The sequence below is a fragment of the Nocardia sp. NPDC059240 genome, assembly GCF_042753865.1.
Classification (GTDB): Bacteria; Actinomycetota; Actinomycetes; order Mycobacteriales; family Mycobacteriaceae; genus Nocardia.
Window position 1 is genome coordinate 416143 of record NZ_JBHZAC010000008.1, and the last position, 15616, is coordinate 431758.

Sequence of the window (15616 nt, forward strand, 5' to 3'; positions counted from 1 at the left end):
GTGACGGACAATAACGATCACTGGTCCAACCCGTACGGATCGCCGAATCCCGGCCAGCAGGCGTGGGGGCATCCGGATGCGGGACAACAGGTCTGGGGTCAGCCGCAGACCGGAGCCCAGCCGATCGAGTATCCGGGCTACGCGCAGCAGCCGGGATATCAGCCCGCGCCGCAGCCGGGATACCAGCCGACACAGCAGTACTACCCCGGGCAGCCGGACCCGAATTACCCGCCCGGCTACCCGCCGAATTATCCAGGGCAGCAACCGATTCCCGGTTACGGTCCGACGCCGCCCCCCGGCGGGCCGAACCGGACCTGGCTCATTCTCGGTGCCCTGGTGGCGGTCGTCGTCCTGGTCGGCGGTGGTCTCGCGGCTTACCTGCTGACCCGCGACGACTCCACCACCACCGCCGCGCCGTCCACCACCGCGAGCGCGGCCCCGACCGGCAAGCCCACCCCCTCGAAGGGTCCGTCCACCTCCGGGGCGCCCAAGGCCGGAGCCACCACCGTGGTCGCCCCGTCGCTGGGCATCAGCTACGACGTGCCGAGCGGCTGGACCATCGCCGCACCGACCGAGACCTCCATGCAGACCGGCACCGACGGCACCCTGTTCGGCTACGCCAAATCCAGTGAGGGACAAGACTACTGCCCCGGCTCCGCCTACCGGGCCCTGGCGTTCGTGGCCCAGGTCGACGGCGTCACCGACCTCGGAGCCGCCGCCACCAAGGCGACCAAGATTTCCGTGGAGAGCGGCTACGACGACCCCAAGGGCGGCTCACCCGGCACCCCAACCGCGGTCACCACCAAGAGCGGCATCGCCGGCCAGCAGGTGGAAGCCTCCGGCCCGTGGAAGCCCACCCTCTCCGGTTGCACCGCCAACGCCTACTCCGTCTACACCTTCGCCTTCACCGGCCCCCGCAACGCCACCCTGGCCATCGTCGTCGAAGCCGACCGCGGCACCACCGGCGAACTCGCCGCCGACCAGGCCAAGGCCCTGATCGCGAGCGTGCGCACCTCGTAGGAGCTCAGTCCAGCAGCCGGACTCGTTCCATGATCAGATCCCGCACGCCTCGGTCGAGCAAACGCCGCGAAGTCGGACCGACAAGGTAAGCGGTGAAGGTGCCGTCGGATTCGGCAACGATCTCGACACTCTTGTCGGACAACGGGATCGGCGTGCTGACCGGATCCGTGCGCGGCGGTACCTCACCGGTGAACGGCCTGGTCACCCCGGTGTGGGTGTCGACCGAGAAGCGTCCCTGCGCGCAATCCAGCACGAGGCTCGCACGCACACCCACCGCTGCGATTCCGGTGCAATCCTGACGATCGATGGTGGTCAGCATTCGTGGAATCTGATCGATGACCGGCGGTGGCGACGGATTCCCGCCGGGGTAGATGCCCACCCCCATGATCTGGTCGGGCGCACGCCAGAAGGCGACATCCGGGTAGAAACCCCGGTAGGAATCCATGCTCAGCCCGAACGCGCGTGGACAGCCGCCGCAGGCGATGCTTCCGAAGGACTCGCCATCCCAGATCCCGGTGATCGCACCACCGGAAACCCCATACACGGCATCGGAGTCGGAGAACCAGTCGATTCGTGGATCGTCGCCGTCCCGCAGTGGAGCGGGCTCACGGTGTATGACGCCGCGCTCATCGCCCAGCACGATCTGCCGGTCGGTCCGGTAGGCGAATTTCAGTGGTTCATAGGCATTCCTGGGGTGCCCGTTGCGTTCCGGATGCTCCCAGGCATCCAATCCAGCCCCTTCGGTGGTCAACCACAATGCCCCGCACCCCACCAGGATGGCCAGAGCCGCCAGGACGGCCCCCACCCGCTGCACCCTCCGCATGTCACCAATCTAGCGGCGCGCCAACCCAATAGACTGGGCCGATGCCGCTCGTCGAGGTGACCTACAATCCGGAACTGCCCGAGACCGTGCTGCGTGAGCTGGGGGAATGGCTGCCGCATCTGGTCTCGACGGCGGTCGAATGCCCGGAGGAGCCCTATGACGGGGATCTGCAGCCCGGGGATGTGGAGATCCGGTTTCGGGAGTTGGGGAAGTTCGATCGCAGTGGGATGGATCTGGTGATCGAGGTGCGGTCGAAGTACTTCGCGAGCCGGGCGGAGAATCGGCAGGAGCGGTGTGATCGGATGCTGGCCGATATCGAGAAGTTCGTGGACGCGAATATCGGTGTCTACCTGACGCTTCCGGTCGCGGCATGGGCGCAGAGCGAGTAGTTCACTCCTCCCCCGCGTTGCGGTGGCGGTGCCACTTCCAGTAGATCAGCGCGAGGACGGCGAGGATCGGGACGATGATCAGCAGGTCGTTGTCGACGCGTTTGAGGATGGCCGTGAACGACTCACCGATCAGGTAGCCGCACAGCACCAGCACCGAACCCCAGATGATCGCGCCCACCGCGCTGGCCAGCACGAAACGACGAAAAGGCATGGGAGACATGCCGACCAGCTCCGGCAGCATGGTGCGGAAGAAGGTACTGAAGCGGCCCACCAGGATCGCCCAGCCGCCGTGGCGCTGCAGGAAATCCCCGGCCTTGGTGAGGTTGTCGCGGTAGCGGTTGAAGATCTTCCACTCCAGTACCCGGGTGCCGTAGACGCGGCCGATCCAGTAGCCGATGCTGGCCCCGACGAGCGCGGACGCGATGACCAGGGCCAGCGTGGTGACGATGCTGAGGTGCCCGCGGCTGGCGGCCACGCCCGCGAGGATCGCGGCGGTGTCGCCGGGCACCAGCAGGCCGAAGACCATCGCCTCCTCGGCGATCACCAGCAGCGCGACGACGACATAGGTCCAGATCGCGGGGAAGCTCAACACTCGCTGCACGATCGAGTCCATGCCGCCGACGCTAACCGCCCGACCGGTCCTCATTCCGCCGACACACCGGTCGTTTCCTAGCTCTACCTCCGATTTCAATCAATGATTGAAATACCGATTGAAACGTGTTTCACTGCTCTGCATGGTCGAGAAGCTGGCGGCGGGAACCCGCGAACGATTGCTGGCGGCAGCCGAGCAACTGCTGCTGATCGAGTCCTACGACGAGGTCTCGGTACGGGCCGTGTGCGCGCAGGCCGGAGCCAATCCAGCGGCGGTGCACTATCACTTCGGCTCCAAGGAGGCGCTCGTCGGCGCGCTCATCGAGGCACGGCTCGGGCCGCTGTGGGCCGACGGCATGGCGCGGGCCAAGGGCGGGCGCGATTCGGTGCCCGAGGTGGTCGACACCATCCTCGCGCCGTTCCTCGAACTGGCCGCGGATCCCCTGGGGCGCTTACACCTTCGACTGCTGGCACGTTTCGTGCTGGGCCGCCACCTGACCACCTGGCAGGGGCCCTGGTTCCGGATGGAGAACTGGGCTCCCCTGCTGCCCGAGCTCAGCCCGGCCACCGCCAAGCGACGCTGGATGCTGGCCTTCGACCTGATCATCATGCGGTTCGGCACACCCGAGCTCGACGAGCACGGCATGCCCGGACCCGCGCTGACGGCCCTGCGCGACTTCGTGGTGGCCGGACTCACCGCACCGGGAGAACATTCATGAACGACCTCTTCACACCGGCGAAACTCGGCCCGATCACCTTGCGCAACAGGGTGATCAAGGCCGCCACCTTCGAGGGACGTACCCCGGAGGCGCTCGTCACGCCCGAGCTGATCGAGTTCCATCGCGAGGTCGCCGCGGGCGGGGTGGGCATGACCACGGTCGCCTACTGCGCGGTCGCGCCCGGTGGGCGCACCGACCGGCATCAGATCTGGATGCGCCCGGAAGCCGTTGCGGGACTGCGGGAACTGACCGACGCCGTGCACGCCGAGGGTGCGGCCGCCAGCGCCCAGCTCGGGCATGCCGGGCCGGTCGCCAATGCCGCCTCCAATCGTGCGCCCGCGCTCGCGCCGAGCAGGCTTTTCAGCCCGTTGAGCATGCAGGCCATGCACGTTCCCGGCGACACCGAGATCCGTGAACTCATCGCAGCACACGCCGAGGCGGCACTGCTGGCCGAACAGGCCGGGTTCGACGCGGTCGAAATCCATTTCGGCCACAACTATCTGGTGAGCTCGTTCCTGAGCCCGCTGCTCAACCGGCGGCGCGACCGGTGGGGCGGCTCGCTGACCAATCGGGCCCGGCTGGCACGCGAAATCGCCTGCGCAGTAGGGGAAGCCGTAGGCGGGCGGCTCGCGGTGACCGCCAAACTGAATATGGAGGACGGCCGCCGTGGCGGTCTCACCGTCCCCGAGAGCGTTCAGGTCGCCGCCTGGCTGGAAGCCGACGGCGCACTCGACGCGCTCGAATTGACCGCGGGCAGTTCACTGCTCAACCCGATGCTGCTGTTCCACGGCGACGCACCGCGCAAGGAATTCGCCGAGGTCCTCCCCGGCCCCGCCCGCCTCGGCTTCCGCGCGGTCGGCCGCGCCTTCCTGAAGGAATACCCATATCAGGAGGCCTACCTCCTGGACCGCGCCCGCCACTTCCGCCGCGAACTGACCATGCCGCTGATCCTGCTCGGCGGCATCACCAACCTCGACACCATGACCCTGGCCCGCACCGAAGGCTTCGACTTCGTAGCCATGGGCCGCGCCCTACTCCGCGAGCCGAACCTGCTGCGCCGCATCGAATCCGATGCAACCACCCGTTCCGCCTGCGTGCACTGCAACAAGTGCATGCCCACCATCTACACCACCACCCGGTGCGTGTTCCGCCCCGACCAAACCGCCATCGACTTCGACGGCGTCCGGCGCGCGTGAGCAACACCACCCCCGAGACCCCACCACATCCGTCAGCACGAAACCCCTCATCCCGGCGTGCTTTCAGCCGGGATCCACACGGTCGGAGTGGATTCCGGCCAAAAACGCGCCCGAATGACGAGGGCGGCTCGGCGCGCCCCGCCCGGCACGGTCCACCGGTCGGCTGACACGGCCGCTCTGCCTGCCCTCTCGGCCAGGTCGGAGTGCGCGGCCCGCCCAGCAGGGAGTGGCCGGAATATCTTGGGCTGCCGCGGATTCGGCGGCCGACAATGAGAATCGAGGAGCAATCGTGAGTGGAAGACTGGACGGGCGGGTCGCGCTGATCAGCGGGGCGGCATCGGGGATGGGGGCCTCGCATGCGCGGGCGTTCATCGCCGAAGGGGCGTCGGTCATCCTCGGAGACATCGCCGATGAAGCGGGCGCGAAGCTGGCGGCGGAACTCGGCGACGCGGCGGCGTTCGTCCATTTGGATGTCACCCGTGCCGACGAGTGGGCGACGGCCGTGGCCACCGCGGTCGAGCGGTTCGGCAAGCTCGACGTGCTGGTCAACAATGCGGGGATTCTCGACTTCGGGCCGCTGGGAACCTATTCCGAGGAGCAGTGGCAGCGGGCGCTGGCTATCAATCTGACCGGGCCGTTCCTGGGATTGAGCGCCGCACGCGACGCGCTGGTGGCGGCACGGCCCGCGTCGGTGGTGAACATCTCCTCGGCCGCCGGGATCCAGGGCGTGCCGGGCGCGCACGGGTACACCGCCTCGAAATTCGGGGTGCGCGGGCTCACCAAGTCCGCGGCGCTCGAGCTCGCGCCGCACGGGGTGCGCGTGAATTCCGTGCACCCGGGCGGGATCCTGACCCCGATGATCGGGGTGCCCGAGGGCACCACCGTCAATCGTGACGCGAATCCGCTGGCCCGCCTCGGCGCGCCCGAGGAAGTGACGGCGCTGGTCGTGTTCCTCGCCGGCCACGAATCCAGCTACTGCAATGCGGCCGAATTCGTGGTCGACGGCGGGATGACGGCCGGACGCCCGGTCTGAGACCTACGGCTTGTAGGTCGCACTACTGCTTGTAGGTGGCGAGGAAGCGGCCGATGCGTTCGATGATGGCTTCGAGCTCATCGGCATGCGGCAGCGTCACGATCCGGAAGTGGTCGGGGCGCGGCCAATTGAAGCCGGTGCCCTGCACGATGTGGATCTTCTCGCGCAGCAGCAGATCCAGGACGAACTGCTCGTCATTGTGGATCTGGTACATGTTCAGGTCGATGCGCGGGAAGGCGTACAGCGCGCCCTTGGGCTTCACACACGAGATGCCCGGAATCGCGTTGAGCGCCTCCCACGCCCGATCGCGCTGCTCGCACAGCCGGCCGCCGGGCATGGTCAGGTCGTAGATGCTCTGATGCCCGCCGAGTGCGGCCTGAATCGCCTGCTGCGCAGGCACATTCGCGCACAGGCGCAGCCCGGCCAGCATGGTCAGGCCCTCGATATAGTTCTCGGCGTGCTCGATCGGGCCGGTGATCGCCAGCCAGCCGCCGCGGAAACCGGCGGCGCGGTAGGACTTCGACAGCCCGGAGAAGGTGAGGCACAACAGATCCGGGGCCAGCGACGCGGTCGCGGTGTGGGTCATGCCGTCGTAGAGGATCTTGTCGTAGATCTCATCGGAGAACACCACCAGGTTGTGGCGGCGGGCGAGCTCGAGCATCCCCTTGACCACCTCCGGCGCGTACACCGCGCCGGTGGGGTTGTTCGGGTTGATGATGACCAGCGCGCGGGTGCGATCGGTGATCTTGGCTTCGATATCGGCGAGATCCGGCATCCAGTCCGCGCCCTCGTCACAGATGTAGTGCACCGGGCGGCCGCCGTTGAGCGCGGTGGCGGCGGTCCAGAGCGGGAAATCCGGTGCGGGAACCAGGACTTCATCGCCGGTCTCGAGCAGCGCGGTCATCGCCATCATGATGAGCTCGGAGACGCCGTTGCCCAGGAAGACCTGTTCGACGTCGAGTTCGGTCAGCCCGAGCGTCTGGTAGTACTGCACCACCGCGCGCCGCGCCGAGAGCAGCCCCTTGGACGAGGAGTAGCCGCTGGACTGCGGCAGATTGCGGACCATGTCCTGCAACAGCTCGGCGGGTGCCTCGAAGCCGAAGGTCAGCGGGTTGCCGGTATTGAGCTTCACGACGTGATGCCCCTCGGACTCCAGCCGTGCGGCATGCTCGGCGACCGGCCCGCGGATCTCGTAGGACACGCCCGCCAGCTTGCTCGACTGCTTCACCTGCATGAACGACCCCTTCTCGGTGTGGTTGTCGCACACTCTACTTGGAATTTCCAAGTTTGCACTTTGTTTTTCCAAGTTGTTGGTTACAGTGGAATCGTGCCACGCCGAAGCTACGACCACTACTGCACCGTGAGCCGCGCCCTCGACATCGTCGGCGACCGCTGGAACCTCTTGGTGGTCCGCGAATTGTGTTCGGGCCCCCGCCGCTACAGCGACCTGTTCGCCGACCTCCCCGGCATCAGCACCGACGTCCTGGCCGCCCGCCTCAAGGACCTCGAACGTGACGGGATTCTCACCAAGCGCCGAGTCGGGCCCCGCGCAGGCACCGCCCTCTACGAACTCACCGAATCCGGAACCGCGCTCCGCCCCGTCCTGGACTCACTGTCCGCCTGGGGCACCGGCCAACTCGGCGAACAGCGCGCCACCGACGCGGTCCGCGCACACTGGTTCGCGCTGCCGCTGGGCCGGGCCGTGGCCGACCTCGTGCCCGCCGGCACGGTCACGGTGCACATCGGAGACACGGTGCTGCACTACGTGATCGGCGAATCCGGCATCACCCACCACGACGGTTCGGCCGAACACCCCGACCTCGAACTGCGCCTCACCCTCGCCGAGGCCGGCGAGATCGCGACCGGAGCTCGCACCCTCGCCACCACCCTCGAAGACCCCGTCGCCTGACCGAAACGCAGCCCCGGCGTCGGTAGCATCGGCTGGGTTGTGGTCGGATCGATCGAGGAGGAACCCGTGAGCAGCGAGAACGGTATCGGCACGATCACGATGATCGGATCGGGTGCGGCCAGTGCTACTCCCGACATTATGCGGGTGTCGCTGTCGGTGGAGACTCGGGCCGACAGTGTGGCCGCGGCGTATGCGCAGGCTGGGGTGCGGGCCGATGCGGTGATCGGGTCGTTGCGGGCCGATGGGGTGGCCGGGCGGGATATCAATACCAGTGGGCTGACGGTGCGGGCCGATACCGTGTGGACGGACGGGAATCGGGAGAAGCTGGTCGGGTATATCGCGGGGACGTCGTTGACGGTCACGTTGCGGGAGATCGCCGAGGCAGACGGGGAGGCGAAGTCCGAGGGTGGGCCTGCGGAGATCATTGCGCACGCGGTGACGGCCGGGGGTGACGATGTGCGGCTCGGTGGGCTGACGCTCGCCGTCGCCGATGAGGAGATCTTAATGGTCGGGGCGCGGAACGCGGCCTGGGATCATGCGCTGGGCAAGGCGGAGCAGTACGTGTTCCGGGCGGGGCGGACGCTCGGGCCGGTGCTCGAGATCACCGAGAACGTTTCCGGGCCGATTCCGCAGCCGCGCATCGCGTTTGCCGCCGAGAAGATGGCCGACTCGGCGGGCGCGCTGCCGGTGCAGCTGGGTGAGAGTGAAGTGTCGGCGAGTATCCGCGTCACCTGGCAGCTGGCCTGACCTCTTACAACTCGACCTTGCCCAACAGCCAGGCCGCCCGGGTTTCGGTGAGCTGGACGCGAAACCGGGTGGCGTCGGCGCGGGTTCGATGCGGGAAGGGGTCGTCGACGGCCATTTCCCGCAGGTCGTGCAGCAGCCGGGTGCCGGCGGCGATGCTGACGCGGCCGGTGTCGACCAGGTGGCGCACATTGCGGGCCTCGTCGAGGTCGCCGGTCCCGGCCGCATACGCCGTGATCTGCCGCAGCGCGGCACGCAGCCGCTTCTCACAGGCCGAGAACCGTTCGCGTTCATAATGTTTGACCGCCTGGCGCAGATGGTCGAGCGCGGTCTGCTGGCCGCGCACCTCCAGCTCGGTCGCAAGCAGGGCCACCCGCTCGCTCAGCCGCACCGGCAACCACGGGGTGGGTTTCAACCGGCAGCGCACCTCACCGTCGGGTCCCGTCGCACCCGCCCGATCGAGCTTCATCCGATAGCCGTCCGCCAACAGCGCGCCCCGCAATCCCGCCAACCAGGCCGGAAGCTGCTTGCGCGCCAAGGATTCTCCACGCAGGAACCGCGCCACCGTCACCTCGACCAGATCCAGCAGCGCCCGGTCCGCCTGCGCATCACCCTCCGACGCCGCCACCCGCGCCCCGTACACGGGCGTCACCAGCCGCCCCCAATAACTATCCGCATTCACCCACAACTCGGCCCGATACCCCGGCCGCTTGAGATCCACCCCCAACAGCAACGCCTCGAGCGAGTGAAACCGCGACTGATCCCCATAAATCAACTCGACCACCGACGCCACAGTCGGATCCGACAACGTAGTCACGGGCTACATCTTGGCGCACCCCGAATCCGGCGGGCCGCCAACCCATCCGCTGTCGCCATCACGCCAATGGCTGCGGGGTGATGTGCTGCATGACAGGACAAGGTGTACTCAGCGCGGTAATTCGGACAAAATTCCGCGCTGAGTACACCTTGATCTTGAAAACCCTTCCTCAGCGCTCCAGCACCGCGACGCATTCCACGTGATGAGTACCCGGGAAGGCGTCGAAGACACGCAGGGCGGCGGGCTCGTAGCCTGCGGCGCGATAGAGGCCCACATCGCGGGCGAAAGCGGCTGGGTCACAGCCGATATGGATGATCCGGCGGGGAGAACGCTCACTCAGCGCGGTGATCACTTCCTTGCCCGCGCCCGCACGCGGCGGGTCCAGGACGACCACATCCGGTGCGGCATCGGGCTGTTCGTGAATCCACCGCTCGACCCGCGCAACCGTCAGATCCACCCACGGCATATCCCGCAGCGCGCCACGGCCTTCGGTCACCGCGTCGCGCGCGAACTCGACACCGTGCACCAGACCGGCCGCGCCCACCTGCCCCGCGAGCCGAGCCGCGAAGACTCCGACACCGCAGTACAGATCCCACACCAGTGCACCGGGCGCGGCCTGCGCCCACTCCGCTACGACATCCGAATAGGTCTGCGCCGCACCGTAATGCGGCTGCCAGAACCCCGTGGCCGACACCTCCCAGCGTCGCTCGGCGACATACTGCACGGCCCGCCCGGTGCCATCGATCACCCGCTCGTCGCGCGCACCGTGCGCTGCCGCCCGCCGCGCGGCGGTACTGCCCCGGTCCCCGCCACGCCGCCCGGAAGCGCCCGCGCCCTTTCCGCTTTCGTGCCGCTGACCACCTCGACCGCGGCGGTCGCCACGCTCGTCCGCGGCCGGAGCCACCTCCACGAGATGCCGCATCCCGTCACCATCCACGGCGACAACGAGATCCGCACCGGGCGTCCACTTCCGCTCGGCAATCCCCTCCATCGCCCCCGCCATCGGCTGCGGGCACCGCAGATCCGTGATCACCTCGGTACTGCGATACCGGTGCACCCCGGCCCGCCCATCCGAGTCCACCGTCAACCGAACCCGGCTCCGCCAGCCACCCGCGTACGCATCCGCCGACCGCGAGCCACCGAGGCTCGGCAACTCGCTGCCCGCGCGCGAGGCAGCCACAACAGCGCCACCGATCGCCACCGGACCCTGCGCAGCGCCCACGGTCGAGTCCGCGCCAACCGTCAACGTACGAGCCAAATGTGTAGCCACCCCGCCGATTCGGCCGGGCGCGACACTGCCGGAGTGTTCGCCACCGAACGACTCGGCCGCTACCGAGGTGCCAGCGGAGATCCCACCTCTGGTGGAGCCATCGGCGAGCGACTCAGCCGCATCGGCGGCGGAGGACCCGGCCCCAACCGCGGTGTCGGCAGACGCCCCAAGCTCAGTCGCAGCGTCGGCAGACGACCCACCCGGAGTCGCGGACGACTCGCCCCTCGTTGCGGGATCGGCGGCGGCCGGAGTGGCGCTGCCGGTTGCGGACTCGCCGGTTGCGGCGAGCAGTGTCGAGGTCAGGCGGGCCGATACGCCGCCGACTCGGCCTGGGCTCAGCAGTCGCTGGCCCGGCGTCCGTTCGGCGGGGTCCGCCGGGTGGGTAGGCAATACGATCCCGCCTGCCATCGCATCCCGCTGCGCGGCAACGCCGCCCGGCAGGCCGACAGGTGCCGCGATCGATTCGACGATGAAGTCGGGTTCCCAGTTCGCCAGGCGGCGCAGTTGTTCGGCGACGACCTGGTGTTTGAGGTCGCGTTGGGCGGCGGGGGTGGCGAAGGTGAAGTCGCAGCAGCCGGCGCCGCCCGGGCCGGAGACCGGGCAGGTGGCGGGGACGCGGTCGGGGGAGGGTTCGAGGATGTCGATGGCGTCGGCGCGGCAGAAGGAGCCGCCGCGGTCCTCGGTGATCTGGGCGCGGACGAGTTCGCCGGGGAGGCCGTGGCGCACGAACAGGACGCGGCCCTCGTGGCGGGCGACGCAGAAGCCGCCGTGGCCGGGCGGGCCGAGGCGGACCTCGAAGATCTGCCCGTACCAATCGGATCCGGCGCTCATCGCTCGTCTCCGAAGCCGCGGCGGATATTGCCGGGCGCGTTCGCGACGCGACCGGGGCGGGCGCGGCCCGCCGAGGACGACAGCTGCCACGGGACGCTGGTCACCATGACACCGGGCTCGAACAACAGACGTCCCTTCAGCCGCAGCGCACTCTGGTTGTGCAGCAACTGTTCCCACCAGTGGCCGACCACATACTCGGGAATGAACACGGTGACCACGTCTCGCGGGGAGTCGCGACGCACCCGCTTCACGTAATCCACCACCGGCTTGGTGATCTCGCGATACGGCGACTCGATCACCTTGAGCGGCACCGAGATATCGCTGTCCTCCCATTGCCGCACCAACGCACGGGTATCGGGCTCGTCCACATTCACGGTGATCGCCTCGATGGTGTCGGGTCGGGTGGCACGGGCATAGGCCAGGGCGCGCTTGGTCGGCAGGTGCAGCTTGGACACCAGCACGATGGAGTGGGTGCGGCTGGGCAGCACGCCGTCCCATTCGGTCTCGTCGAGCTCCTGCGACACCGTGTCGTAGTGGCGGCGAATGAGTTTCATCAATCCGAAGATGGCAGCCATGGTGACGATGGCGATCCACGCGCCCGCCAGGAACTTGGTGACCAGCACGATGATCAGCACGGTCGCGGTCATGGTCAGACCGATCGCGTTGATCACCCGCGAACGCTTCATGCGCGCCCGCTGCGCGGGATCGGTCTCGGTGCGCAGCAATCGCGTCCAATGCCGCAGCATGCCGGTCTGACTCAGCACGAACGATACGAACACGCCCACGATGTAGAGCTGGATCAGGCGCGTCACCTCGCCGCCGAACAGCACCACGAACGCGATCGCCGCACCGGCCAGAAACAGGATGCCGTTGCTGAACGCCAGCCGGTCCCCGCGGGTGTGCAACTGCCGCGGCAGGAAACGGTCCTGCGCCAGAATCGAACCCAGCACCGGGAAACCGTTGAACGCGGTATTGGCCGCCAGCACCAGGATCAGCGCGGTGACGATGGTGATGAAGTAGAAGCCGACCGGGAAACCGGCGAACACCGCACCCGCCAGCTGCGCCACCATCGTCTTCTGCTCGTATCCGGCGGGCGCACCGATCAGATCGGCACTGTCGTGCGCGTACACGATGCCGACCTTCTGGGCGAGGATGATCATGCCGATGAACAGGGTGATCGCGATCGCGCCCAACAGCAGCAACGTGGTCGCGGCATTGCGGGACTTGGGTTTGCGGAACGCGGGCACACCATTGCTGATGGCCTCCACACCCGTCAGCGCGGCACAGCCGGAGGAGAACGCGCGCGCCACGAGGAACACGAACGCCAGCCCCGCCAGATGCGAATCCTCGGCCTTCAGCCCGAAACCGTAGGACTCGGCATGCACGGTCTGCCCCAACCCGATCCGGATGAAACCCCAGAGCAGCATCAGCGCCATGCCGATCATGAAGGCATAGGTGGGAATCGCGAAGGCCGTACCGGATTCGCGGATACCACGCAGATTGATCGCGGTGAGAATCACAATCGCGGACACCGCGAACAACACTTTGTGCGTTGCGACGAACGGCACTGCCGAACCGATATTCGATGCCGCCGACGAAATCGACACCGCCACCGTGAGCACGTAATCCACCAATAGCGCACTGCCGACGGTCAATCCCGCGGTCGGCCCCAGGTTCTTGGTCGCAACCTCGTAGTCACCGCCACCCGAGGGGTAGGCGTGCACGTTCTGCCGGTAACTGGCCACCACCACCGCCATCACCAGCGCGACCGCGAGACCGATCCAGGGGGCGTAGGCGTACGCGGACAGCCCCGCCACCGACAGCACCAGGAAGATCTCCTCGGGTGCGTAAGCCACCGATGACAGCGCGTCCGAGGCGAAAACCGGGAGCGCGATCCGCTTGGGCAGCAGCGTATGCCCGAGAGAATCGCTGCGGAAAGGGCGGCCGACCAGCATGCGCTTGGCGGCCGTCGTCAACTTCGACACTCCAGGCAGCATAAGGCAGTGGAGCGACGGCTGTGTTCGCGGCGCGACGCCCGGGTCCCGGCGGTCGTAGTGTTGCCACCGAGGACTGTGAGGTTTTCCCGATTCCGGTTTGAACAACTTCGGGAGGGGGAAAGTGCCCGCAGGGAAACTCGAGCGGTACGGTTGCGACCCGAGCAAGCAATCAGACCGCACACCACGCTTTTCGGGAATGGGGTTCGTACGGTGTACGTCGTGATCATGGGTTGTGGGCGGGTCGGATCCTCGCTCGCCCGCGCCCTCGTCCGCATCGGCCACGAGGTCGCGGTGATCGATCAGAACTCGAGCGCCTTCCTGCGGCTGGGCCGCGACTTCCCCGGCCTGTGCATCACCGGCGTCGGCTTCGATCGAGATGTGTTGACCCGCGCGGGAATCGAACGCGCCGGCGCCTTCGCCGCCGTCTCCTCCGGCGACAACTCCAACATCATCTCCGCCCGGGTGGCCCGCGAGACCTTCGGCGTCGAACGCGTCGTCGCCCGCATCTACGACGCCAAACGCGCCGCCGTCTACGAACGCCTCGGCATCCCCACCATCGCCACCGTGCCGTGGACCACCGACCGCTTCCTGCGCACCCTGGTCTCGGATCAGTCCACGACCACCTGGCGCGACCCCACCGGCACCGTCGCGGTCACCGAACTCGCGTTGCACGAGGAGTGGTACGGGCACTCGGTGCACGCCCTCGAGGACGCCATCGGCGCGCGCGTGGCCTTCGTCATCCGCTTCGGACAAGGCGTGCTGCCCAACGGGAAATCCATGCTGCAGGCCGACGACCAGGTTTATATCGCCGCCACCTCGGGCACCGTCGGTGAAGCCGTCGCCCTGGCCGCCAACCCCCCTGCGAACGAGGTCTGAACATGAAGGTAGCCATCGCGGGTGCCGGAGCCGTCGGACGCTCCATCGCCCAGGAACTCTTGCGCGGCGGTCACCAGGTCATGCTGCTCGAACGCCGCCTCGACCACATCGACCCCACCAGCGCGCCCAACGCCGTCTGGACCCACGCCGACGCCTGCGAACTCGAGACCCTCGAGGAGGCCGGGCTGGAAACCTACGACGTGGTCATCGCCGCCACCGGCGACGACAAGGTGAACCTGGTGTTCGCGCTGCTGGCCAAGACCGAATTCGGGGTGGGCCGAGTCGTGGCCCGCGTCAACGATCCGCGCAACGAATGGCTCTTCGACTCCTCCTGGGGCGTCGACGTGGCCGTATCCACGCCGCGACTGCTGGCCTCGCTCGTCGAGGAGGCCGTCTCGGTCGGCGACCTGGTGCGGCTGATGACGCTGCGGCAGGGTCAGGCCAACCTGGTCGAGATCACGCTGCCCACCGATACGCCGTTGGCGGGCAGGGCCGTTCGCACCCTCACGCTGCCGCGCGACGCGGCGCTGGTGACCATCCTGCGCGGCGGGCGAGTCATCGTCCCGCAGGCCGACGATCCCCTCGAAGGCGAGGACGAACTGCTGTTCGTCGCCTCCGTCGAGGCCGAGGACGATCTGCGCAAGGCGCTCGGCGTCAACGGCTTCGGGACCGAGGACGACACGTCCGCCTGACCCGCACACCTGATGCCTGACCGCACACACGACAGTGGGCCGGACGCACTCCCCAGTGCCCGGCCCACTTCTTCGTCGTAGCTCATCGTCGAGCGTCCCCCCGAACCGTCAGGACGCCGCCCGCAGTTCGGCGCGCAGCCGGTTGAGCGCGCGGTGCTGCATGACCCGCACCACGCCCGGGCTGGTGCCGATGGCCTCGGCGGTCTGCGCCGCCGTCCACCCCAGCACGATCCGCATCACCAGCACCTCACGATGCGTGGTGGACAGCACCTGCATGAGATCGCGTGCCGCCATGCGGGTTTCCATCGCCAGCGCCCGCTCCTCCGGTCCCGCCTCGTTGTTGGGAGCGTCCGGGAACTCCGCCACCGGGTAGGCCGGGTGCAGCTGCGCCCGCCGGAAGGCGTCGGCCACCTTGTTGGCCGAGATCCCGTACACGAAGGCCAGGAACGACTTGCCCTGATCCCGGTAGCGCGGAATCGCCTGCACCGTCGCCAGGCAGATCTCCTGTGCCACATCGTCCGCGGTCACATGCAGGTGACCGGCTCCGCTCATGCGGGCCGCGCAATAGCGGCGCACCAGCGGATAGACGATCTTCAGAATTTCCGAGACCGCTTCCCGGTCACCGGCCGCGGCCGGGCCGATCAGCTTCTCCAATTCAGCGGCCGCACGCCGGGATTCCGACGTCGCCACACTCGTGCTCTTGACTCCC

Annotated in this window: 16 protein-coding genes and 1 pseudogene; 9 read left to right on the forward strand and 8 right to left on the reverse strand. The window is 67.9% G+C overall.

Annotation, left to right across the window (positions count from 1 at the left end; genetic code table 11):
- Positions 1–1020: a hypothetical protein gene (locus ACFXHA_RS29495; RefSeq protein ID WP_379362226.1), complete on the forward strand. Its 1020-nt coding sequence runs from the start codon at positions 1–3 to the stop codon at positions 1018–1020.
- Positions 1021–1024: 4 nt separating this feature from the next.
- Here the strand turns inward: ACFXHA_RS29495 and ACFXHA_RS29500 are convergent, their stop codons facing one another.
- A complete protein-coding gene (locus ACFXHA_RS29500; protein ID WP_379362227.1) occupies positions 1025–1843 on the reverse strand; it encodes a hypothetical protein in 819 nt (272 codons plus the stop codon).
- Between the two features lie 41 nt (positions 1844–1884).
- On the opposite strand from ACFXHA_RS29500, the gene ACFXHA_RS29505 reads away from it, so the two are divergent.
- Entirely contained in the window at positions 1885–2232 is a 348-nt protein-coding gene (locus ACFXHA_RS29505; RefSeq protein ID WP_379362228.1) for a hypothetical protein, read from the forward strand.
- A gap of 1 nt (position 2233) precedes the next feature.
- On the opposite strand, the gene ACFXHA_RS29510 is transcribed toward ACFXHA_RS29505, so the two are convergent.
- On the reverse strand, positions 2234–2845 hold the full coding sequence (locus ACFXHA_RS29510) for a DedA family protein (protein WP_379362229.1): 612 nt from the start codon (positions 2843–2845) through the stop codon (positions 2234–2236).
- Between the two features lie 121 nt (positions 2846–2966).
- On the opposite strand from ACFXHA_RS29510, the gene ACFXHA_RS29515 reads away from it, so the two are divergent.
- The 3 genes from ACFXHA_RS29515 (at position 2967) to ACFXHA_RS29525 (ending at position 5771) form a co-directional block, all read left to right on the forward strand.
- Positions 2967–3542 carry a TetR/AcrR family transcriptional regulator gene (locus ACFXHA_RS29515; protein WP_379362230.1) on the forward strand — a complete coding sequence of 192 codons (576 nt, stop codon included), beginning with the start codon at positions 2967–2969 and terminating at the stop codon, positions 3540–3542.
- Positions 3539–4738: an NADH:flavin oxidoreductase gene (locus ACFXHA_RS29520; protein ID WP_379362231.1), complete on the forward strand. Its 1200-nt coding sequence runs from the start codon at positions 3539–3541 to the stop codon at positions 4736–4738. Before ACFXHA_RS29515 ends, ACFXHA_RS29520 begins: the two co-directional genes overlap by 4 nt.
- Positions 4739–5027: 289 nt before the next feature.
- Positions 5028–5771, forward strand: a complete 744-nt coding sequence (locus ACFXHA_RS29525) for an SDR family oxidoreductase (RefSeq protein WP_379362232.1) — start codon at positions 5028–5030, stop codon at positions 5769–5771.
- Between the two features lie 22 nt (positions 5772–5793).
- Here the strand turns inward: ACFXHA_RS29525 and ACFXHA_RS29530 are convergent, their stop codons facing one another.
- Entirely contained in the window at positions 5794–7005 is a 1212-nt protein-coding gene (locus tag ACFXHA_RS29530) for a pyridoxal phosphate-dependent aminotransferase (protein ID WP_379362233.1), read from the reverse strand.
- Between the two features lie 93 nt (positions 7006–7098).
- Between ACFXHA_RS29530 and ACFXHA_RS29535 the strand changes: the two genes are divergently transcribed.
- Together ACFXHA_RS29535 and ACFXHA_RS29540 are read left to right on the forward strand one after the other, a co-directional pair.
- Complete coding sequence (locus tag ACFXHA_RS29535; protein WP_379362234.1) at positions 7099–7680, forward strand: winged helix-turn-helix transcriptional regulator; 582 nt, start codon at positions 7099–7101, stop codon at positions 7678–7680.
- 66 nt (positions 7681–7746) lie between these two features.
- The gene (locus ACFXHA_RS29540) at positions 7747–8427 is read left to right on the forward strand and encodes an SIMPL domain-containing protein (RefSeq protein WP_379362235.1); all 681 of its coding nucleotides are present in this window, start codon (positions 7747–7749) and stop codon (positions 8425–8427) included.
- A gap of 4 nt (positions 8428–8431) precedes the next feature.
- Here ACFXHA_RS29540 and ACFXHA_RS29545 read toward each other — a convergent pair whose 3' ends face one another.
- From ACFXHA_RS29545 to ACFXHA_RS29560, 4 genes and pseudogenes are all read right to left on the reverse strand, one after another.
- On the reverse strand, positions 8432–9241 hold the full coding sequence (locus ACFXHA_RS29545; RefSeq protein ID WP_379362236.1) for a hypothetical protein: 810 nt from the start codon (positions 9239–9241) through the stop codon (positions 8432–8434).
- 169 nt (positions 9242–9410) lie between these two features.
- Complete coding sequence (locus tag ACFXHA_RS29550) at positions 9411–10919, reverse strand: class I SAM-dependent RNA methyltransferase (RefSeq protein ID WP_379362312.1); 1509 nt, start codon at positions 10917–10919, stop codon at positions 9411–9413.
- Positions 10920–10967: 48 nt separating this feature from the next.
- Positions 10968–11342, reverse strand: a pseudogene (locus ACFXHA_RS29555) (TRAM domain-containing protein); the annotation flags it as partial.
- Positions 11339–13327, reverse strand: coding sequence for an APC family permease (locus ACFXHA_RS29560; RefSeq protein WP_379362237.1), 1989 nt, complete (start codon positions 13325–13327; stop codon positions 11339–11341). The gene ACFXHA_RS29560 and the pseudogene ACFXHA_RS29555, both read right to left, overlap by 4 nt.
- 222 nt (positions 13328–13549) lie before the next feature.
- Here ACFXHA_RS29560 and ACFXHA_RS29565 point away from each other — a divergent pair, with 222 nt between their 5' ends.
- Positions 13550–14215 carry a potassium channel family protein gene (locus ACFXHA_RS29565; RefSeq protein WP_379362238.1) on the forward strand — a complete coding sequence of 222 codons (666 nt, stop codon included), beginning with the start codon at positions 13550–13552 and terminating at the stop codon, positions 14213–14215.
- 2 nt (positions 14216–14217) lie between these two features.
- Positions 14218–14907: a potassium channel family protein gene (locus ACFXHA_RS29570; RefSeq protein WP_379362239.1), complete on the forward strand. Its 690-nt coding sequence runs from the start codon at positions 14218–14220 to the stop codon at positions 14905–14907.
- Positions 14908–15015: 108 nt separating this feature from the next.
- On the opposite strand, the gene ACFXHA_RS29575 is transcribed toward ACFXHA_RS29570, so the two are convergent.
- On the reverse strand, positions 15016–15597 hold the full coding sequence (locus tag ACFXHA_RS29575) for a sigma-70 family RNA polymerase sigma factor (RefSeq protein ID WP_379362313.1): 582 nt from the start codon (positions 15595–15597) through the stop codon (positions 15016–15018).
- Positions 15598–15616 lie beyond the last annotated feature (19 nt).

Coding starts and splice junctions, on each gene's coding strand:
- ACFXHA_RS29510 (WP_379362229.1), bottom strand. CDS start 2,845: ATGGACTCGATCGTGCAGCGAGTGTTGAGCTTCCCCGCGATCTGGACC.
- ACFXHA_RS29550 (WP_379362312.1), bottom strand. CDS start 10,919: ATGGCAGGCGGGATCGTATTGCCTACCCACCCGGCGGACCCCGCCGAA.
- ACFXHA_RS29570 (WP_379362239.1), top strand. CDS start 14,218: ATGAAGGTAGCCATCGCGGGTGCCGGAGCCGTCGGACGCTCCATCGCC.
- ACFXHA_RS29505 (WP_379362228.1), top strand. CDS start 1,885: ATGCCGCTCGTCGAGGTGACCTACAATCCGGAACTGCCCGAGACCGTG.
- ACFXHA_RS29520 (WP_379362231.1), top strand. CDS start 3,539: ATGAACGACCTCTTCACACCGGCGAAACTCGGCCCGATCACCTTGCGC.
- ACFXHA_RS29515 (WP_379362230.1), top strand. CDS start 2,967: ATGGTCGAGAAGCTGGCGGCGGGAACCCGCGAACGATTGCTGGCGGCA.
- ACFXHA_RS29530 (WP_379362233.1), bottom strand. CDS start 7,005: ATGCAGGTGAAGCAGTCGAGCAAGCTGGCGGGCGTGTCCTACGAGATC.
- ACFXHA_RS29500 (WP_379362227.1), bottom strand. CDS start 1,843: ATGCGGAGGGTGCAGCGGGTGGGGGCCGTCCTGGCGGCTCTGGCCATC.